23 protein-coding genes and 1 riboswitch are annotated in these 19,754 nt (G+C 60.8%); of the genes, 13 read left to right on the forward strand and 10 right to left on the reverse strand.

The genetic code is table 11. The annotated features are described in order from the left end of the window. Positions 1–137: 137 nt before the first annotated feature. Complete coding sequence (locus JJB09_RS18675; protein ID WP_201661644.1) at positions 138–686, forward strand: GNAT family N-acetyltransferase; 549 nt, start codon at positions 138–140, stop codon at positions 684–686. Positions 687–703: 17 nt separating this feature from the next. Here JJB09_RS18675 and JJB09_RS18680 read toward each other — a convergent pair whose 3' ends face one another. Next, positions 704–910 carry a DUF1737 domain-containing protein gene (locus JJB09_RS18680; protein ID WP_201661647.1) on the reverse strand — a complete coding sequence of 69 codons (207 nt, stop codon included), beginning with the start codon at positions 908–910 and terminating at the stop codon, positions 704–706. Further along, entirely contained in the window at positions 907–1,809 is a 903-nt protein-coding gene (locus JJB09_RS18685) for an HpcH/HpaI aldolase/citrate lyase family protein (protein WP_201661650.1), read from the reverse strand. Before JJB09_RS18685 ends, JJB09_RS18680 begins: the two co-directional genes overlap by 4 nt. A gap of 114 nt (positions 1,810–1,923) precedes the next feature. On the opposite strand from JJB09_RS18685, the gene JJB09_RS18690 reads away from it, so the two are divergent. The 5 genes from JJB09_RS18690 to ubiG all read left to right on the forward strand — a co-directional run bounded on the left by JJB09_RS18690 (position 1,924) and on the right by ubiG (position 6,292). Then, complete coding sequence (locus tag JJB09_RS18690; protein WP_246748790.1) at positions 1,924–2,181, forward strand: hypothetical protein; 258 nt, start codon at positions 1,924–1,926, stop codon at positions 2,179–2,181. Positions 2,182–2,306: 125 nt separating this feature from the next. Further along, positions 2,307–3,149: an AAA family ATPase gene (locus JJB09_RS18695; protein ID WP_201661653.1), complete on the forward strand. Its 843-nt coding sequence runs from the start codon at positions 2,307–2,309 to the stop codon at positions 3,147–3,149. 81 nt (positions 3,150–3,230) lie between these two features. Beyond that, positions 3,231–3,308, forward strand: a riboswitch (SAM riboswitch). Between the two features lie 43 nt (positions 3,309–3,351). Next, on the forward strand, positions 3,352–4,299 hold the full coding sequence (metA, locus tag JJB09_RS18700) for a homoserine O-acetyltransferase MetA (RefSeq protein ID WP_201661656.1): 948 nt from the start codon (positions 3,352–3,354) through the stop codon (positions 4,297–4,299). 9 nt (positions 4,300–4,308) lie between these two features. After that, positions 4,309–5,496, forward strand: a complete 1,188-nt coding sequence (locus JJB09_RS18705) for a vWA domain-containing protein (protein WP_201661659.1) — start codon at positions 4,309–4,311, stop codon at positions 5,494–5,496. 52 nt (positions 5,497–5,548) lie between these two features. Continuing rightward, entirely contained in the window at positions 5,549–6,292 is a 744-nt protein-coding gene (gene ubiG, locus JJB09_RS18710) for a bifunctional 2-polyprenyl-6-hydroxyphenol methylase/3-demethylubiquinol 3-O-methyltransferase UbiG (protein ID WP_201661662.1), read from the forward strand. A 19-nt stretch (positions 6,293–6,311) separates the two neighbouring features. Here the strand turns inward: ubiG and JJB09_RS18715 are convergent, their stop codons facing one another. From JJB09_RS18715 to hemC, 6 genes are all read right to left on the reverse strand, one after another. Continuing rightward, positions 6,312–7,049, reverse strand: coding sequence for a glutamine amidotransferase (locus tag JJB09_RS18715; protein WP_201662149.1), 738 nt, complete (start codon positions 7,047–7,049; stop codon positions 6,312–6,314). 21 nt (positions 7,050–7,070) lie between these two features. Next, a complete protein-coding gene (locus tag JJB09_RS18720) occupies positions 7,071–7,520 on the reverse strand; it encodes a tellurite resistance TerB family protein (RefSeq protein WP_201661665.1) in 450 nt (149 codons plus the stop codon). Positions 7,521–7,574: 54 nt separating this feature from the next. Further along, positions 7,575–9,158, reverse strand: a complete 1,584-nt coding sequence (locus JJB09_RS18725; RefSeq protein WP_201661668.1) for a heme biosynthesis protein HemY — start codon at positions 9,156–9,158, stop codon at positions 7,575–7,577. 13 nt (positions 9,159–9,171) lie between these two features. Then, on the reverse strand, positions 9,172–10,353 hold the full coding sequence (locus JJB09_RS18730; RefSeq protein ID WP_201661671.1) for a mitofilin family membrane protein: 1,182 nt from the start codon (positions 10,351–10,353) through the stop codon (positions 9,172–9,174). Positions 10,354–10,433: 80 nt separating this feature from the next. Further along, a complete protein-coding gene (locus JJB09_RS18735) occupies positions 10,434–11,159 on the reverse strand; it encodes a uroporphyrinogen-III synthase (RefSeq protein WP_201661673.1) in 726 nt (241 codons plus the stop codon). Positions 11,160–11,162: 3 nt separating this feature from the next. Beyond that, complete coding sequence (gene hemC, locus JJB09_RS18740) at positions 11,163–12,092, reverse strand: hydroxymethylbilane synthase (RefSeq protein ID WP_201661675.1); 930 nt, start codon at positions 12,090–12,092, stop codon at positions 11,163–11,165. Between the two features lie 74 nt (positions 12,093–12,166). On the opposite strand from hemC, the gene tsaD reads away from it, so the two are divergent. The 7 genes from tsaD to JJB09_RS18775 all read left to right on the forward strand — a co-directional run bounded on the left by tsaD (position 12,167) and on the right by JJB09_RS18775 (position 17,817). Continuing rightward, complete coding sequence (gene tsaD, locus JJB09_RS18745) at positions 12,167–13,261, forward strand: tRNA (adenosine(37)-N6)-threonylcarbamoyltransferase complex transferase subunit TsaD (protein ID WP_210341776.1); 1,095 nt, start codon at positions 12,167–12,169, stop codon at positions 13,259–13,261. Beyond that, the gene (locus JJB09_RS18750; protein WP_201661677.1) at positions 13,258–14,247 is read left to right on the forward strand and encodes an NAD(P)H-dependent glycerol-3-phosphate dehydrogenase; all 990 of its coding nucleotides are present in this window, start codon (positions 13,258–13,260) and stop codon (positions 14,245–14,247) included. The genes tsaD and JJB09_RS18750 overlap by 4 nt, the downstream gene beginning before the upstream one ends. A gap of 11 nt (positions 14,248–14,258) precedes the next feature. Next, complete coding sequence (locus tag JJB09_RS18755; protein WP_201661680.1) at positions 14,259–14,552, forward strand: YciI-like protein; 294 nt, start codon at positions 14,259–14,261, stop codon at positions 14,550–14,552. A 3-nt stretch (positions 14,553–14,555) separates the two neighbouring features. Further along, positions 14,556–14,990: an EVE domain-containing protein gene (locus tag JJB09_RS18760; protein ID WP_201661692.1), complete on the forward strand. Its 435-nt coding sequence runs from the start codon at positions 14,556–14,558 to the stop codon at positions 14,988–14,990. Further along, positions 14,987–15,631, forward strand: coding sequence for a class I SAM-dependent methyltransferase (locus JJB09_RS18765; RefSeq protein ID WP_201661696.1), 645 nt, complete (start codon positions 14,987–14,989; stop codon positions 15,629–15,631). The genes JJB09_RS18760 and JJB09_RS18765 overlap by 4 nt, the downstream gene beginning before the upstream one ends. A 70-nt stretch (positions 15,632–15,701) precedes the next feature. After that, a complete protein-coding gene (locus JJB09_RS18770; RefSeq protein WP_343229056.1) occupies positions 15,702–16,640 on the forward strand; it encodes a tyrosine recombinase XerC in 939 nt (312 codons plus the stop codon). A gap of 70 nt (positions 16,641–16,710) precedes the next feature. Continuing rightward, the gene (locus JJB09_RS18775) at positions 16,711–17,817 is read left to right on the forward strand and encodes a TraB/GumN family protein (RefSeq protein WP_201661712.1); all 1,107 of its coding nucleotides are present in this window, start codon (positions 16,711–16,713) and stop codon (positions 17,815–17,817) included. Here JJB09_RS18775 and JJB09_RS18780 read toward each other — a convergent pair. Continuing rightward, a complete protein-coding gene (locus JJB09_RS18780) occupies positions 17,810–18,271 on the reverse strand; it encodes a DUF2867 domain-containing protein (RefSeq protein ID WP_201661714.1) in 462 nt (153 codons plus the stop codon). The genes JJB09_RS18775 and JJB09_RS18780 overlap by 8 nt on opposite strands. Positions 18,272–18,330: 59 nt before the next feature. Then, positions 18,331–19,737 carry a dihydrolipoyl dehydrogenase gene (lpdA, locus tag JJB09_RS18785; protein ID WP_201661716.1) on the reverse strand — a complete coding sequence of 469 codons (1,407 nt, stop codon included), beginning with the start codon at positions 19,735–19,737 and terminating at the stop codon, positions 18,331–18,333. Positions 19,738–19,754: the final 17 nt, after the last annotated feature.

Raw genomic sequence — 19,754 nt, forward strand, 5'->3', positions numbered from 1 at the left:
AGGTCGACAAAGCTTCCGACTTTGCCGACCTCTTTAATCGTAGCTACTAATCTATAGCAAAACCGCTTCTAGCGGTTCAAGCGCAGCGTTTCAAACCTCCACCTTTGGTGGAGGTCATGACTTATGCGGGGGATGATATGAGGATACGTATTCGCAACGCGGCGATATCGGATGTGTCTGTTGTCACCGAGATCTATCGGGAATCCGTCCTCAACGGCATCGGCACTTACGAACTGGAGCCACCATCCGAAATCGAGATGACCTCCCGCTTCAACGCCGTCACCGGCCAGAATTACCCCTACCTGATCGCCGAAGATGAAAACGGCTCGATCCTCGGCTATGCCTATGCTTCGCCGTTCCGCACGCGCCCGGCCTATCGCTATCTGGCTGAAAACTCCGTCTACGTCTCTCCAGAGGCGCGCGGCATGGGCGTCGGCCTGACATTGCTGGAGGCGCTGCTCAGCCGCACCGCCGAGCTTGGCATAAGGCAGATGGTCGCGGTGATCGGCGGGGCCAATCCGGCCTCGATTGCGCTGCACGAGAAGGCCGGCTTCAAGCATACGGGGCGCATGCCTTCCACCGGGTTCAAGTTCGGCAAATGGGTCGACACCGTTCTGATGCAGATTGAGCTCGGCGAAGGTGCCGACACAATCCCGACCGAGGAGCCAAAGCTCCGGCGTCGTTGACCCAGCGCTCGACAGGTCTACTGCTCGCCGAGCTTCATGTCGGGATGGTAGTCCTTGCCCTCGACTTCCTTGAAGACGGCCTGACCGGCCATCATCTGCCCGGTTTGGGCATTGAAGGAATAGGCCGGGTCGCCATGCAGCAACCACCCCTTGTTGAGCGCATCGGTGACGCGGTGGCAGAAGGCTGAATCATCCGGGCCGGTGAGGAAGCGATAGAGTTTCATGCGGATCTCGCTCTTATAATATCGACCTTGGCAATCAGCGCCAGTGCCTGTTGAAAGTGAAGTCTTTCGACCATCCTGCCGCCAACGCTGAGCGCGTTGAGCGACGCAGCTCCTGCCGCGGAGAAGGCGTCGATGATCGCCCTTGCGTCGGCGATTTCGGACTCGGACGGCTGGAAATGCCGGTTGGCGGCATCGATCTGCGCAGGATGGATCAGCATCTTGCCATCGAATCCCATTGCGCGGCCCTGCGCGCATTCCGCTTCGAATGGCGCCAGATCGCGAAAGTCGTTGGATACGGAATCGATCACCGACAGGCCGAAGCCGCGGCCGGCAAGCACCACCTGCATCAGCCACGGAACGAGGTATGTGCGGGCGGGATCGGGCATGACCCCGGTATCCTTGCGCAGATCATTGAGGCCGACAACCAGACAATCGAGCCGACCACCCCGGGTACGCCCCGTCTCCGCTATCGAACCGGCATTGAGGATCGCAAGCGGCGTCTCCATCATCGCCCAGATTCTGAGCATGTCCGGCGCATCGTTTTCCGATAGAAACAGCGACAGGTCCAGCACATCGTCGCTGGTCCGCACCTTGGGCAGCAGCACTGCATTCGGCTGGGTCTCCAGCACCAAAGCGAGATCGTCTTGATAGTGGGGCGAGGCAGCGTCATTGATCCGGATGATGATCTCTCGACCGCCGGCGAGCCCCGCGGCCATGAATTTACGGATATTGTCCCGAGCGGCCGCCTTCATCTCCTCGGCCACCGCATCCTCCAGATCGAGAATGACGGCATCCATGGCCAGACTGCCGAGCTTGGCGATAGCACGCTCGTTGGACGCCGGCAGGGAAAGCACGGAGCGGCGAAGCGCAAACGCGGTCGGATCGGAATTCATGGTCATCGCCGATCTATGGCCCGAATTCCGCCGGAGTTCAAGAATATGTGACAAAGGGTCGGCGCCAGGACCCTTGCAAATGAGGCGGACTTGCCCCACATTGTTGACAAAGGAATGGTGATGACCATGAAAAGCTTGCGTTCATTCTTGCTCACTCTCGCTGGGTTGACCTTTGTCGCTGTGGCCGCGTTGTTTACTGCGTCAATCGGTTTGGCGATCGCTGGAACATTCACAGTGTTGCTGTTCGGACAATGGCTCGCGACTTTCCTTGGCCGCCAGCCTCAGCCGGTACGCGCCTATGCAAAAGCTCGCACCCGTCGTGAGCAGGATCGCATGCGCGTCTGGAACGACGGCAAGGGCACGATTATCGACATGTGATACAGCGGCCGGGCGTAAAGCCTTGGCCGGTTCGAAGGCGGACGTTTACGTGCCGCCTTTTTTGTTGCCTAGATTTTTCCAAGCAACTAGTTTCCCGCCGAAATCATGAGAATGGACTCCAGACTATGCAATTCACCGGAACAGAGCACTACATCGCCGACAAGGATCTGATGGTAGCCGTCAATGCCGCCATCCGGCTGGAGCGACCGCTTCTGGTGAAGGGAGAACCCGGCACCGGCAAGACGGAACTGGCGCGCCAGGTGGCAGAAAGCCTGGGCCTGCGCCTGATCGAGTGGAACGTCAAGTCGACCACCAAGGCGCAGCAGGGGCTCTATGAATACGATGCCGTGTCGCGTCTGCGCGACAGCCAGCTCGGCGACGAACGCGTGCACGACATCAAGAACTATATCCGCAAGGGCAAGCTTTGGGAGGCTTTTGATTCCGGCGAGAAAGTCGTGCTGCTGATCGACGAGATCGACAAGGCTGATATCGAGTTTCCCAACGACCTGCTCCAGGAGCTCGACCGCATGGAGTTCCATGTCTACGAGACCAACGAGACGGTAAAGGCCAAGGTTCGGCCGATCGTCATCATCACGTCCAACAACGAGAAAGAACTGCCGGACGCCTTCCTGCGCCGCTGCTTCTTCCACTACATCCGCTTTCCCGATGCCGATACGCTCGCCCGCATCGTCGAGGTTCACTATCCCGGCATCAAGAAGCGACTGCTTTCGGAAGCGCTGAGCCGCTTTTTCGAGATCCGCGACATGTCGGGATTGAAGAAGAAACCTTCGACCTCTGAAGCGCTCGACTGGATCCGCCTGCTCGTGGCCGATGATGTCGAGCCAGAAACGCTTGCCGCAAGCGACAAGAATGCCTTGCCCAAGCTGCATGGTGCGCTGCTGAAGAACGAACAGGATGTCCATCTCTTCGAACGCCTGGCCTTCATGGCGCGTCGCGAGATGCGCTAGGGCGCGGAGCCCTGAGCAAGCCCTGCGTCCGTCAACCGCCTGCTTTCAACCCGATTGATAAAATGCTTCGCCCGGTATATGAGACATAACCGTGGTGATTTGCCGGCCGGCTTGCAGCCACGTTAAACAAATCGCTAAATAGGGCCACCGCATACGGGGACCGGCGATTTGTTTGAACGCCGGTGATTAATGGAGTTCCCCTATGCCGATCAAGATTCCAGACCAGCTGCCTGCGTTTCAGACCCTCCTCAAAGAAGGTGTGTCTGTCATGACCGACTCGGTCGCTATCCGCCAGGATATCCGACCGCTGCAAATCGGCCTGCTGAATCTCATGCCCAACAAGATCAAGACCGAGATCCAGATCGCACGGCTTGTCGGCGCTTCGCCGCTGCAGGTGGAACTGACGCTGGTGCGGATCGGCGGCCACAAGTCCAAGAACACGTCCGAGGACCACATCCTGTCGTTCTACAAGACCTGGGACGAGATCAAGCACCGCAAGTTCGACGGCTTCATCATCACCGGCGCCCCCGTGGAAATGCTGGACTACGAGGACGTCACCTATTGGGACGAACTCAAGCAGATCCTCGATTGGACGGAAACCAATGTCCATTCGACCCTCAACGTCTGCTGGGGGGCGATGGCAGCGATCTATCACTTCCACAAGGTGCCGAAATACACCCTGGAAGAGAAGGCGTTCGGCGTCTACCGCCACCGCAATCTCAATCCGGCCTCGCCCTACCTGCTGGGTTTTTCGGATGATTTCGATGTGCCGGTGTCGCGGTGGACGGAAGTGCTGCGCAAGGACATAATCCCCGCCTCCGGCCTCGAAGTGCTGATGACGTCAGACCGCACCGGCCTCTGCCTGGTCGCGGAAAAGAGGGGCAACAGGCTCTACATGTTCAACCACGTCGAGTATGACTCGACGTCGCTGGCCGACGAATATTTCCGCGACCAGTCAGCCGGCATTCCGGTGCGACTGCCGGAGAACTATTTCCCGGATGACGACCCGTCGAAACTGCCGGCCAACCGCTGGCGCAGCCACGCGCACCTCTTGTTCGGCAACTGGATCAACCAAGTCTATCAGACCACCGAATTCGATCTGGAGAATGTCGGCATCGCAGATCGTACACCGCAGCTTCAACGGGTGTAAGGCAACATCATGTTCTTGCCCTTCTTCCTTGAGCTCAAGGCAGCGAAAGTCCCGGTCACCCTTCGGGAGTTCCTGACGTTGCTTGAGGGAATGGAAAGCCACATAGCCGACTATGATATCGAGGCGTTCTATTACCTGGCGCGCACGGCGCTGGTGAAGGACGAACGCTTCATCGATCGCTTCGATCGGGTGTTTGGCCACTGCTTCAAGGGCGTGGCCGGCGTTTCCGGCAACGCTGCAGCCGTCGATATTGCCGAGATCCCCGACGAATGGCTGATGCGGCTTGCCGACAAGCACCTAAGCGACGAGGAAAAACGGCTGGTCGAAAGCCTCGGCGGCTTCGAAAAGCTGATGGAAACGCTCAAGCAGCGGCTCTCCGAGCAGAAAGAGCGTCACCAGGGCGGCAACAAATGGATCGGCACCAGTGGCACCTCGCCGTTCGGCGCCTTCGGCTACAATCCCGAGGGCGTGCGGATCGGCCAGCATGAATCCCGCCATCGCCGGGCGGTGAAGGTGTGGGACGAACGCGCATTCAAGAACCTCGACGATTCGGTCGAGCTTGGCACCCGCAACATCAAGGTGGCGCTGAAACGGCTTCGCCGCTGGGTACGCGATGGTGTCAACGAGGAGCTCGACCTCGACAACACGATCCGCTCGACCGCCGAGCACGGCTGGCTGGATGTCCAGACACGACCGGAACGCAAGAACCGCGTCAAGCTGCTGATGTTCTTCGATATCGGCGGTTCGATGGACGACCACCTGAAGATCGTCGAGGAGCTGTTTTCCGCGGCCAAGGCGGAGTTCAGGCAGCTCGAGTTCTTCTACTTTCACAATTGCCTCTATGAAGGCGTGTGGAAGGACAATCTGCGCCGTAAAGCCTCGATGATCGACACGACCGATATCATCCGCACCTATGGGCCGGACTACAAGGTGATCTTCGCCGGCGACGCCTCGATGAGCCCATACGAGATTACCATGGCCGGCGGCTCGGTCGAGCACTGGAACAGGGAGGCGGGGGCCGTCTGGCTCAACCGCATGACCGGCCATTTTCGTAAATGGGCATGGCTGAACCCGGTTCCCGAGGCGCATTGGGGCTATACGCAATCGATCGGCATCATTCGCGAACTGTTTGCCGGCCGGATGTATCCGCTTACGCTCGGCGGGCTCGAAGCTGCGGCAAAAGAACTGTCGCGTTAGCGCCTTTAGGCTTATATAGCACGCAAGTAGGACCAGAATCCGGAGTAGGATCATGACAGAAGCGGCAAAGACCACCATCGACCAGGCGGAAGTCGACCGCTTTTCCGCGATGGCCGCCGAGTGGTGGGATCCGACCGGAAAATTCCGGCCGCTGCACAAGTTCAACCCGGTGCGCCTTGAATATATCCGCAACAAGGTTTCTGATAAATTCGGCCGCGATCCGAAGTCGCATCGCCCGCTCGAGGGCCTCAGGGTTCTCGATATCGGCTGCGGTGGCGGGCTGTTGTCCGAGCCAATGGCGCGCATGGGAGCCACAGTGCTGGGTGCGGATGCCTCAGAGAAGAATATCGGCATCGCGAAGATCCACGCCGAGCAAACCGGCGTCGTCGTCGATTATCGCGCGGTGACAGCCGAAGCGCTGGCTGCCGATGACGAAAAGTTCGATGTCGTGCTGAACATGGAAGTGGTTGAGCACGTTTCCGATGTGCCCTTCTTCATCGAGACCTGCGCAACCATGGTCAAGCCGGGCGGACTGATGTTCGTCGCCACCATCAATCGCACCTTCAAGGCAGCGGCGCTTGCGATCGTGGCAGCCGAAAACATTCTTCGCTGGCTGCCGCGCGGCACCCATCAGTATGAGAAGCTTGTTCGTCCGGAAGAAATCGAGCGCCCGCTCAATGCTGCCGGCATGACAGTGGTCGATCGCACCGGCGTGTTTTTCAACCCGCTCTCCAACCAGTGGAACCTGTCGAAAGACATGGACGTCAACTACATGCTGCTGGCGGAGCGGGCATAAGCAGCCCACCGGCACTGCGTCAACCGAGATCGACCATCCTGTGGCCGAACACGGTGTCGATCATGTTTGACATCCACTGCCGGAGCGCCGCATCGTGTAGAAAGCGGCCATCCAGATGCCGGTCACCGGTCTGGGCGTTGGGCAACTCAAATCGATGCGCGCCATGAACCACCCACCTGTGCATCATGGCCCGTGTCAGTTCGCCATGGAACTGCACGGCCCAGGCATTTTCGCCGAAACGGAATGCCTGGTTCTCGTAGGTGTGCCCGCGCGCGAGTAGCTTGGCACCGGACGGCAGGTCAAACCCTTCGCGGTGGAAGTGATAGACCATCGACGGCCAGTCCATGATCTTGCGGCCTTCCTCCGTGCTCTCCAGCGGATACCAGCCGATCTCGGTCATCCCCTCCGTGTGGCTCTCCACCTTGCCGCCGAGATTCTTGACCAGCATCTGCGCACCCAGGCATATACCGAGGAACGGTCTGTTTTCACTCAATGGCACCGAGATCCAGTCGATCTCCCGCTTGACGTAATCATCCGGATCGTTGGCGCTCATCGGGCCGCCGAAGATCACCGCTCCCGAATGATTGCGCATCGTATCGGGAAGCTTCTGGCCGAGGAACGGACGGCGAATGTCGAGACGATAGCCGCGTGCCTCCAGCATCTGGCCCGCCCGGCCGGGCGTCGAATTTTCCTGATGAAGAACAATCAGAATGGGCCGGCTATCGACCTTTTTGGTTTTGAGGGCACTCCTCAGCATCATCAGTCTCTCGACCCTGCCCTATTGAGATTTTTCGTCGGACTGCCGACCTTCGGCGGCCTGTCGGCTGGCAATCCTATCGCGGCCGGAAACGCCGATCAACTCGGCGATCCGCCAGACCAGGTGATCCTCGAGTTCGTTGCGGTTGTCGTCGGCATGCACGACTTGCCAGAGCATGCCGATAAACTCCGCCTTCTGGGTCTCATCCAGGGCACGGTTGATCCGGGAGGTGAAGCGGAAGAGATCGACAGCGTCTTCCTCCTGCTTGCGCGCCACCGCCAGCATCTGTTCGAACTCCCCCTTCGAGAAGTTGAAATACGCCCGGATGACCTGTTCGAGCGTCTGGTTCTCACTATCCTCGACAACACCATCGGCCTGGATGACATGCAGCGCCAGCGCGATAACGGCAACAGCGGTATCGTCCGGCACCACGCCCTGACTTTCACCACCCAGCGAATTCAAGAAAGCCATCACTTTTTCAAACATTTCGATCTCGCCCTTGGAACTGCTTGCTAGCGACTGCGGCTAGAACAGCCGGAACCCGGTCCTTTCAAGTGGCCTTTCGCCCTTGACGCCGGGATCATCAGGCGGCCTTCCAAAAAACGGTTCGACATCAGCGCCGGCGGCCTTTTGCACCCTTGGCCTGTCTTCTGTGGGTGATTTCGCTGCTACCACAGGCTTGATTTCACCAGCTGCCGTGGTTTTTTCCACCGTCGTCACCGGCTGCCTGACAGGCGCGGGCTCAGCCGGCGAAACGTGCGGCGACGGCAACTGGCGAAACGCTGCATCGGCCTGGTTGGCTTGCCCGTCGATTGCCGCAGCGGCTGGCGCATACGGACGCTTCCACTCGAATGCGTCGAGCCGACCGCTGATTGGAGAGATCGGCAGCCAGTGCTCCGATATCTGTCCATCGGCCACCCATTGGGGATCGCGCGGGGCTCGAAGCGCCTGCGTAAGCCAGTAGCGCACCCTGCCCTGATCGTTGGTCTCTGTCTCCTCGATATCGGCCAGCAGGAGGTAAATGCTTTCACGCTCTTCGATGCGCGCCGCCGCCTCCGCCTTGGCGCGGGCGAGCGCAAAGTCGCGCGCGTCATAGGCCGCAGATGCCACGGCATAAAGTGCTGCGTAAGTCTCCGGTTGCAGAGTTTCGAGCCGCTCGGCGCGCTTCAGCTTTTCCTGCGCCGAACCACCGCCCGCGGCCACGTAAGCCGAGGCGACTTCCGGATGTGCATCAAGCTTCCAGACCTGTTCCAGCACCGACAGAGCCTTGCGAGGATTGCTCTCGCGAATATAGGCCTTAGCAGCTATGGACGCCGCCGGCACCAGTTCCGGGGCCAGCTTCAGCGCATGGATCGCATCCTCGCGAGCCCCTTTCGGATCGGCCTCCAGCTTCGACAGGGCGCGCCCGGTCAACAGCACGGCCTTCTTTCGGTCATGAACCTTGCGGTCCATGCCGGCCAGCACCCGCTGGGCTTCAAGCAGGCGAATAGCGTCATCATAGCGACCGGCCTGAATGCGGTATTCCAGCGTCGCTTCCGCGGCCCAAGGCAAGTGCGGGGCTTTCTCGATCGCCTTTTCGGCATAGTGACGTGCCGCTTCATGGGCGCCAAGCCGCTGGGCTTCGAGATAGAGCCCCCGCAGGCCCAGTTCACGCGTCTCGGGATCCTCGGCCATCGCCTCGAATTTCTTGCGCGCATCATCGGTGCGCCCGTCGATCAGGGCCGTCTGTGCTTCCAGCAGATGGATCAGCGGCTCGGAATCGCTGCTGATCAGCCCCTTTGTGCGGTCGAGCATCTTGCGCGCCAGCGGCGCGTCACCCGAACCCACAGCGATAAGGCCGGTCGACAGCGCCTGATAGCCGCGATCACGCTTGCGGGCCCTGAAAAAGCGGGTCACCGATTGCGGCGAGGTCCAGATCGTCCGCACCAGCCACCAGGCAAACATCACGAGCGCAACGAGAACGGCCACCATGGTTGCCGCAACCATCAGGCTCATCTCGATCCTCTGGCCTTGCCAGAGGATGCTGAGCTCGCCGGGACGCTCGGCCAGCCAGGAGAAGCCGAAACCGAGGGCAAGAACGATGGCAATGAAGGAAAGTATGCGGATCATCGAAATTCCTTCCTCAGCCCTTGGTCTGTGTGCCGGATACGGCTTTGGTCAGCGCCGAGCCGACAAGTTCCTCTACCCGGATTCGGGCATCGAGCGACGCCTTGAAGTCACCCGCCGCCTTCTGCGCAGCCTCCGGCAGAGCCTGCCACTCGACAGCGGCGGCCTTCAGATCTCCATCGGTCAGCTTGGCCTCGATCCGCGCCACGACGGCGTCTGGGCCATCGCCCTCGACATTGCCTACCGGTCGCACTTTGACGGAGGAAAATGCGCTTGCCCACAGCCGGTCCATGAGGCCCTGGTTGGGATCGTCGACATGCACGGCGGCGAGAATCCTGTCGGCGGCATTGGGAAAGCTGGCGATCAGCGTCGAACGCGACGGCACGCCGATGGCGGCAAACTTCTTCAGTTCCTGGACCGCAGGATCCTGCGCATCGATGCCTTCGAGCGTGTCGAGTTCGGTAATGAATGGCCCGCCGCGATCGATAGCCGCCTTCAGTCCTGCCGACGCAATGGCCACTGCCACATTGACGTCGTCGCGGGGTTCGGCAGCCTTCTTTTCCAAAGCCTCGAGCCGCATGACCAACTGGGCATTGGCGGCATCGAACGATTTCTTCGCCTCCTCGACGGAAGCCTTGATACCGCCGATCTCCATGCCGAGAACCGAGAGCCGGGCATCCGCATCGACCGAAAGGCCATTGGCGGCCGGCACATCGGCCATGCGCTTTTCCAGGGCCGCAATCTTCTCCGTTACCGGCGTCAGATCGACATCGGGCTTGGCGGCTTCGACGGTCTTGATCGACGTTTTCAGGCCTTCGATTTCAGCCGAAAGCAGATTGAGCGTCTGAGCGGTCTTGTCATCGGAATTGAGCGATGGAAAGACACCCCAATATTGCAGGCCGGCCGCGCCACCCAAGACCACTGCGCCGCCGATCAAACCTGCCGCGATCAGCGAAAGGCTGCCGCCACCGCTGGCGGGCCGGGTGGGTTCGGCAAATCGGCGATCATCGGAATTGGTCGTTGTCGCGGTTGCTTCGGAAGCGGCCGACGCATCACCTTCAGCAGCGGAAGAGGCGGAAACGTCTTCCTCGGTTCCTTCCGCTTCGCTGACTGCGATATCCTTCACCTCCCCGGCGGCGAGGTCGATCGTTTTCGGATCGTCGTTCGGCCTGGAATGGCGGGTCGGGTCCGTTTTCATGGGTGCTTCCCCTTTCGCGATATGTAGAACCTTAGCGCGACTATGGTGCCTCGCAAGGTGTTTTTGTCAGGCCAGGGGCCTCACAGCAGGTCGATCAGTTCGTCCTCATCGGGATTCTGGCTGATGACGGCGCTGTTCGAGAACTCCTCCGGCACCTCTTCGGCGATGTTGCGGCTCAGGCAAAAGAACAATGTCTTCCTTAAGGCTTCCTTACTCTGGCGGAAAACTTCCAGCTCAAAGAAGGCTTTCGCATTCTCACGGGAGAAGAAGAAGGCTGCATCGACCGGCCGATCAACGAGGAGTTTCTGCTGCTGCTCGATCGAATAGTAGATCGGCTCCATGGCATAGATTTCGGCCGTCACGCAATCGATGCCGTTTTCAGTGAGTGTACGCTCGAACAATCCCGATCGCCGCGCCCCGGCAAGATAGAGAAGCGGTCCAGCAGGGCCATTTTCGGCGGCGAACTGTCCGGCGATCAGCGAAGCGAGGTCCTTGCCATTGCCCGATGCGGCCTGCACTTTGGTGAAGCCAGCTTCCAGCAGCGCTCGTGCCGTCGCCCGACCGACGCTGAAGACCGTCGCTTCGCGAAAAGCGTCGAGCGTCGGCCCAAGCCCCTTCAGGCAGCGGACCGCCTCAGCCGACGTAACCGCCAGCGCCCAGTATCGGGAATTCAAAGCATCGGCGGCCAGCGCCTGGTCATGCACCGGTTTCAGGAGCGGCAGGAGAACGGCCTCGTGGCCTAGCTCGTCGAGCTTTCGAGCAGTTCCCATCGCCTGGTGTTCCGGACGGATGATCAAGACGCGCATTGCTCAACCCCAGTTTTCGAAGAAGGCCGTTCCTGCTTTATCCCTGATCGCGTGGCCGGCGGCGCGGCCGATTTCCGCAGCCTGATCGGCCGGGCCTTCAGACTTGATTTCATGAAAAGTCTGACCGTCCGGCGTCAGCACCATGCCGGCGAAGCGGATCCGGTCCCCCTCGACCTCGGCATAGCCAGCGATCGGCGTCCGGCAGGACCCGTCAAGCACTTCGAGGAACGCCCGCTCGCAACTGACCGCCGCAAACGTTGCTGGATCATTGACGGCCGACAGCAGGCTGTGAATTGCCGAATTATCCATGTGCGCCTCGAGACAGATCGCCCCTTGCGCGGGGGCGGGCGGAAATATCGAGGAATCCAGGATCTCGGTGGCAATCTCGGGCTTGCCGAGCCGCTTTAGCCCGGCATAGGCGAGCAGCGTCGCATCCGCCTCGCCGTCGGCGAGCTTGCGTAGTCGCGTGTCGACCTGTCCGCGGAAGATCTTTACCTTGAGGTCGGGACGCAGCTTGCGCACCAGCGCCTGCCGGCGCAAAGACGCCGTGCCGACCATGGCGCCCTGAGGCAATTCCAGCAGGCGCTCCGCCTTCTGGCTGACGAAAGCGTCGCGCACATCTTCACGCGGCAGATAGGCCACGATGCCAAGCCCGTCCGGCAGACGGGTCGCCATGTCCTTCGACGAATGAACCGCGAAGTCCAGTTCGCCGGACAACAGGCGTTCCTCGATCTCGGCCGTAAACAAACCCTTGCCGCCAATTTCCGACAGAGGCCGGTCGGTGATCCGGTCCCCCTGGGTGGAGAGCACCACCACTTCGAACATATCCTCGGCAAGGCCATGCGCCTGCATCAGCCGGCGCCGGGTCTCATGCGCCTGCGCCAGCGCCAGCGGGCTGCCTCTTGTGCCGATTCTGAAAGGTTTTGTTTGCATTTGCGGCGATCCGTTGTAATCGGCTTTCAAGTAACCATCTTTCGATACATCTGCAATCTTTCAAAAGGTCGATCATGGCTGTTCTGCGTGTTCTCGGGATCGAGACAAGCTGCGACGAAACCGCCGCCGCGATCGTCGAACGAGAACCCGACGGCACGGGTCGCATTCTCTCCGATGTCGTTCTATCACAGTTGGAAGAGCATTCCGCCTATGGCGGCGTGGTGCCCGAGATTGCAGCCCGCGCGCATGTCGAGGCGCTGGATTCGCTGATCGAGCAGGCGCTTGCCCGCGCCGATATGTCGCTTGCCGATGTCGACGCGATCGCCGCCACCTCCGGCCCCGGCCTGATTGGCGGACTGATCGTCGGCCTGATGACCGGCAAGGCAATCGCCATGGCGACCGGCAAGCCGCTTTACGCCATCAATCATCTCGAAGGCCACGCGCTGACGGCACGGCTGACCGACGGACTTGCCTTCCCGTATCTCCTGCTGCTTGTCTCCGGCGGCCATACGCAGCTTATCCTCGTCAAGGGGGTGGGCGAGTACGAGCGCTGGGGAACCACCATCGACGATGCGCTGGGCGAAGCTTTCGACAAGACCGCAAAGCTGCTCGGGCTGCCCTATCCGGGCGGACCGGCAGTCGAGGCGGCAGCCGTCTCAGGCAACCCCAAGCGCTTCACCTTTCCGCGCCCGCTGGTCGGCGAGGCAAGGCTGGACTTCTCCTTTTCCGGCCTGAAGACCGCCGTGCGGCAGGCAGCCGAAGCGATCGCCCCGGTGACCGATCAGGACATCGCCGACATCTGCGCTTCGTTCCAGGACGCCGTCAGCCGGACCATGCGCGACCGCATCGGCCGGGGCCTGCAGCGTTTCAACGAGCGTTTCGGGCCGATGGCGGAAAAGCCATCGCTCGTCGTCGCCGGCGGGGTGGCTGCCAACAAGGAACTTCGGCAGACGCTGCAGTCGATCTCTGACGGGCACGGCTTCCGGTTCATCGCTCCGCCGTTGTCGCTGTGCACCGACAATGCCGCGATGATCGCCTGGGCAGGACTGGAACGGATTGCCCAGAACCTTCCGGCCGATGACCTGACCGTTTCGCCACGCTCGCGCTGGCCACTCGACCAGAACGCCCAAACATTGCTCGGCACCGGCAAACGGGGAGCCAAGGCATGAGTGCACGCGAACGGATCGTCGTCGTCGGTTCCGGTGCGTTCGGCACCGCCCTTGCGGCCGCTGCGGCGATTTCCGGCAATGCCGATGTCACCCTGCTTTGCCGAACCGTCGAGCAGCAACAGGCACTGGCCGCGACCAGGATCAACCAGCGAAACCTGCCCGGCATCGTTCTGCCCGACACACTGGCCTTCAGCACCGATCCGGACACATTGCGCCACGCTTCCGTGGTGCTGTTCGTGATGCCCAGCCAGGCGCAGCGCGAGGCGGCGCAGAGCCTCCAAGCCTATCTCTCCGAACACCAGTCGATCGTGACTTGCGCCAAGGGCATCGAAAAATCCACCGGCGCACTTTTGACGACGGTTCTGGAAAAGGAACTTCCGGGTCATCAGATTTCGGTCTTGTCCGGTCCGGGTTTTGCCGCCGACATCGCCAGGGGCCTGCCCACGGCAATGGTCGTCGCCTCCCCCGACATGGCGGAAGCAGAGCACATCGCCCGACTGGTCTCCGGACCGACATTTCGCCTCTACCCGTCCACGGACCGCATCGGCGTACAGCTCGGCGGGGCGCTGAAGAACGTGCTCGCCATTGCCTGCGGCATCGTCGAGGGTGCCGGATTGGGCGATTCCGCCCGCGCAGCGCTGATCGCACGCGGTCTAGCGGAGATGTCGCGTTTTGCGGAGGCATTCGGCGGAAATCCGGAGACGCTGATGGGCCTTTCCGGCCTTGGCGATCTCGTGTTGACGGCCACCAGCCACCAGTCGCGCAACTTGCGTTTCGGCATCGAAACGGGACGCACCGGCCGCGCTGTCCTGCCTGCGGGTGAACTGGTGGAAGGCGCCCATGCTGCAGCCATCGCCGCCCGGCTTTCGGCCGAAAAGGCTATCGAAATGCCGGTGACAAACGCAGTAGCTTCGATCATAGAAGGGCGGATCAACGTGAAATCGGCGATTTCAGGCTTGATGAGCCGGCCCATCACCACCGAATGAAAGGAAGACCCATGCTTTTCGCATTTATTTGCCAGGACAATCCGGGTTCGCTGCAGCTTCGCATGGATACGCGGCCGGAACATGTGGAGTGGCTGAATAGCATCAATGCGGACGGCACCGTAACCTTCGCCGGCCCCTTCCTGGATGCGGAAGGCAAGCCGAACGGCAGTCTGGTCGTGGTCAAGGCCGAGACAATTGAGCGCGCCAGGGCGATTGCCGCCGCCGACCCCTATGCCAAGGTGGGCCTCTTCGCCTCGGTGGATGTGCGCCCCTGGAACTGGGTCTTCAACAAGCCGGAGGCCTGATCGATGGCATACTGGCTGTTCAAGTCCGAGCCTTTCAAATTCTCGTGGCAGATGCTGAAGGATCTCGGTGACAAGGGTCAGGAATGGGACGGCGTGCGCAATTACGCCGCCCGCAACAACATGCGGGCGATGAAGATCGGCGACAAGGGGTTCTTCTACCATTCCAACGAAGGACTTGCCGTCGTCGGCATTGTCGAGGTCGTGGCACTGGCGCATGTCGATTCCACCGCCGACAATCCCACCTGGGAATGCGTTGACATCAAGGCCGTGCGCGATGTGCCGAGGCCGGTGACGCTCGAGATGGTCAAGACGACGCCGGAACTGGCTGATACGGCGCTGGTCAAACTTTCGCGCCTGTCGGTCCAACCGGTGACGGAGGCCGAATACGAGCTCATCTGCGCAATGGGCGGCGTGGAAAATCCTCCCCGCTCCCCATGAAGACCGATCCGGAGGCGTTCATTCTCGCCAACACGGCTGTCATGGCGCCGCCACATGTGCCGGAAATACGCCTGCATCTGGCTGATGAAGCCCATGAACTCTGGTTGAAAACCGAGGAAGAGCTCGAGGAAATCGGCCTGCCGCCGCCCTTCTGGGCCTTTGCCTGGGCCGGCGGACAGGGACTGGCCCGCTACGTCCTAGATCATCCACAGAGCGTCGCCGGCAAGCGCGTGGTCGATTTCGCCTCCGGTTCGGGACTGGTGGCAATCGCCGCAATGAAGGCGGGAGCGACCTCGGTTCTATCTATTGATATTGACCCGTGGACCGAAAGCGCCATCAAGCTCAATGGGCAGTTGAACGCCGTTACGCTCGGGTATTCGAACGCGGATATCATCGGCAAGACCCTCGATGCCGATATGCTGCTGGCCGGAGACGTGTTCTACGACAAGGGGTTTGCGGAGCAACTGATCCCCTGGTTCGAAGCCCTGACAAGGGCCGGTATTGCCGTCATCGTCGGCGATCCAGGTCGCGCCTACTGCCCGCGCGAACGAATGCAGGCGCTCGCGACGTACCAAGTCCCAGTGACCCGCGCGCTGGAGGATGCCGAGGTCAAGAAGACCACGGTCTGGCAGTTAGCATAGGCAACCGCATACGATTTAACAAAGTCACAACCATTTCGCCGCAATGCTCGATCAAAATGTGGAGATGGACGTGAACGAAATCCTCATCATGGCCGATGAAGCCCTGCTGGCCGAGCGCAAGCTTTGGCTCGACGGGCTTGCGCATGAGCGCCGGCTCGCCGACTTGACGGTCGAGGCCTACGAACGTGACACGCGCCAATTCCTGTTCTTTCTCTCTGGGCATGCCGGCGGGCCGGCGCGGCTCTCCGATATCGAGGCGCTGCGACCCGCCGATCTGCGTGCCTTTCTCGCCAGCCGGCGCAGGGATGGCGTGGGTGCACGCACCATGGGCCGCTCGCTCGCCGGGTTGCGCTCCTTCCTGCGCTATCTCGAGAAGAAGGGGATCGCCAATGCCGCAGGGGCACGCGCCGTACGCTCCCCGAAACAGCCGAAGAGCCTGCCCAAGCCGCTCTCCGCCGAACAAGCGATCCTGGTTTCGTCCGAAACCGGGCAGCTGGCCGATGAACCTTGGATCTCGGCGCGCAACGCGGCAGTCCTGACCCTGCTTTACGGATCGGGGTTGCGCATCTCCGAGGCGCTTTCGCTGACCCGAAACGATATCCCCGCAGCCGCTGCATCGCTTCGAATCACCGGCAAGGGCGGAAAGACCCGGATCGTGCCTATGCTCGACGCGGCAAAGGAAGCCATTGACGCCTATCTCAAATCCTGTCCGTTTGTGGTTGCCGCGGATGTCCCCTTGTTCCGGGGCGCGCGCGGCGGCCCCCTGCAGCCGGCGATCATCCAGCGCGAAATGCAGAAGATGCGCTCGGCGCTCAACCTGCCGGAGACCGCGACACCGCATGCGCTGAGACATTCCTTCGCCACCCATCTGCTCTCGGCCGGCGGCGACCTCCGCTCCATTCAGGAGCTGCTGGGACACGCCAGCCTTTCCACCACACAGGTCTATACCGGTGTCGATGCTGCCCGGCTCCTCGATATCTTCGACAGGGCTCACCCTCGCGCCGGTTAACCATAGACATTAAGGAAATATGAGCCGCGCACATCTATTCTCGCGCCAATTGATTGAAGATGGGGTTTCCATGTCCTTTGCCGCGCCGAACACCAAATCCCCCACCCGCTGGCTCACGTCGGCAATTGCCGACCGGCTGGCGAACGGCGCGCTGTTTTCACTGATCGCGATCCACCTTCTCGCCGCACTGTCGCTGGTTTTTATCCTCGCCTTTGTACGACCGGCACAGGCCGCCGAAGATATCGCCTGCGGTGCCAAGGATCTGGTCGCCGAACTCCGCAAGACCGATCCAACCGCCTATGCAAAGCTGAAGGCGGAGGGCGACGCGGTCAAGAATTCCGGCAGTCGCTTCTGGAAGCTGGAAAAGCCGGGCCAGGAGCCGGACTGGTTGCTCGGCACCATGCACCTTTCCGATCCGCGCGTGACCGACATGCCGACGGAAGCGAAAGCGGCATTTGACAAAGCCAGCACGGTGCTGCTCGAATCCGACGAAATACTTGATCAGGCGCGCGCGTCGGCCAAGCTGATGGCCAAGCCGGATCTGTTGATGTTCTCCGGCAATGCGACAATCCGCGACTATCTCAACCCTGCTGACCAGATCGTGCTGGAACAGGGATTGAAGAAGCGGGGTATTCCGCTGGCCACCGTCATCAAGATGAAGCCCTATATTCTGTCCTCGATGGTGGCCCTGTCATCATGCGAACTCTCCCGCAAAGCGAGCGGCGCGCCGTTTCTCGACATGAAGCTCGCAAAGGACGGGCAGGCTTCCGGCAAGGCGGTCAAAGGCGTGGAAACGCTGGCCGAGCAGATCGAGGCCATGGCAAGCCTGCCGATGGATTTCCACGTCCGTTCGCTGGTCAGCATCGTTCGCTATCCGCAGTTCACCGCCGACATGATGGAGACGACACTCGGTCTTTATCTCGAAGGCAATATCGGCATGGTCTTCCCGGCCAGTACCTTTTTTGCGCCTGAAAAGTCGGACAGCGACTTCAAGGATATGGCCGTCTTCGAACGTCGCCTGATCACCGACCGCAACCATCACATGGCCGATCGAGGCGCGCCGATCCTGGCAGAGGGCAACGTCTTCATGGCAGTGGGCGCGCTACACCTGATCGGCGACGAGGGGCTGATCGAGCTTCTGAAAAAGAAGGGCTACAAAGCCACCCCGGTCATGTGAGTGCTGCTCGTTTGCCGAGATTGGCCAGCATCGCTGCCACGATCAACTTGTGGAACGGCGTTATGAGCGCAATGTAGAGCCGGCCGAGCAGGATCTTGCGGTCAACCAATGTCGTGGCGCTGATGATCTGGCGCCCATCAGTCAGGCGCCGCAGTCGGATGACGATCCGGAAATCCAGATGCCGATCATCGAAGCCCAGAACGACCTCATCGTGGTCAGAGCTGATGACCGGAAACATCCCGATCATATCCAGCTTGCCGGACGTGTGATAACTTGACGTTTTCAGTCCCAGCACCGCAACAATGGCGTCACGCAAGTGCATCAGCCACTTAACCCACGGCGGGAAATGGCCAAGGGCCATATGGGCGGCTTGCACCGCCGTCAGGGTTGGCGCGCGAACATCGATCTCGTAACAATCGGCCCAGTTCGCCGTTGGCAAGGCTGGATGCGGCAAGCGTACCTCCTCGGCAAGGCGCAATCCGAAACCTTACGACGAAGTAAACTTCAAGCCGCTCACATATGGATCGGCTTGAAGAAGGTGGCCAGCGCGGCCTCCTTGACCGCTTCCGACATGGTCGGATGCGCATGGCAGGTGCGGGCGAGGTCTTCCGAAGAGCCCCCAAACTCCATCAATACGGCCGCTTCGTGGATCATTTCGCCGGCGCCGAAGCCGACGATGTGCACGCCGAGAACCCGATCGGTCTTGGCATCGGCCAGAACCTTGACGAAGCCCTCGGTCGCTTCCATGGCGCGCGCACGGCCATTGGCGGTGAAGGGAAACTTGCCTGCCTTGTAGGCGACGCCAGCGGTCTTCAGCTCTTCTTCCGTCTTGCCGACCGAAGCGACTTCCGGCTGGGTATAGACCACGCCCGGAATGACGTCGTAATTTACGTGCCCATGCTGGCCGGCCAGGATTTCGGCAACTGCCACACCCTCGTCTTCCGCCTTGTGGGCAAGCATCGGCCCCTTGATGACGTCGCCGATGGCGTAGATGCCGGTCACCGATGTCTGGTAGGAGCCATCGACTTCGACGCGGCCGCGATTGTCCATGACCACACCGGCTTCGGCCAGACCGAGCTTGTCGGTGAAGGGCTTGCGGCCCGTGGCAATGAGCACCACATCCGCTTCGATCGATACCGCTTCGCCGCCCTTGACCGGCTCGTAGGTGACCTTGGCGCCCTTGGCACTCTTCTCCACACCGGTGACCTTGGCGCCCAGCTTGAATTCAAAACCCTGCTTGGCGAGCATGCGCTGGAACTGCTTGGAGACTTCCCCGTCCATGCCGCCGAGAATGGTGTCGAGATACTCGACAACCGTGACCTTCGCACCGAGCCGGCCCCAGACCGAGCCAAGCTCAAGCCCGATGACGCCGCCGCCGACCACGACCAAGGTCTCCGGCACCTTTTCCAGCGTCAGTGCACCGGTGGAGGAAATGATAACCTTCTCGTCGATATCGACCTGCACGCCCGGAATGCCGGCGACATCCGACCCCGTAGCGATCACGATGTTCTTGGCTTCCAGGACCTGGGCATCGCCGTTGTCGGCGGTGACCTGCACCTTGCCCTGGCTCAGAACCTTGCCGGTGCCCTGGAAAGCATCGATCTTGTTCTTCTTGAACAGGTAGGCGACGCCATCGACATTCGACTTGACGACGCCATCCTTGAACGAAAGCATCTTTTCCAGATTGAGCTTGGGCTTGGCCAGCTCGATGCCGAGGCTGTCCATGCCGTGCGATGCATGCGCGTAGAGTTCCGAGGCATGCAACAGGGCCTTGGAGGGAATGCAGCCAATGTTGAGGCAGGTGCCGCCATAAGTCGCTCGCTTTTCGACCACGGCCACCTTGAGACCAAGCTGCGCCGCCTTGACCGCGCAGACATAACCGCCGGGACCGCTACCGATAACAATGACATCATATGACATAGGCATTTCCTTCTTTT

It is taken from the genome of Phytoamicus setariae, from assembly GCF_016722925.1.
Lineage (GTDB): Bacteria > Pseudomonadota > Alphaproteobacteria > Rhizobiales > Rhizobiaceae > Rhizobium_E > Rhizobium_E setariae.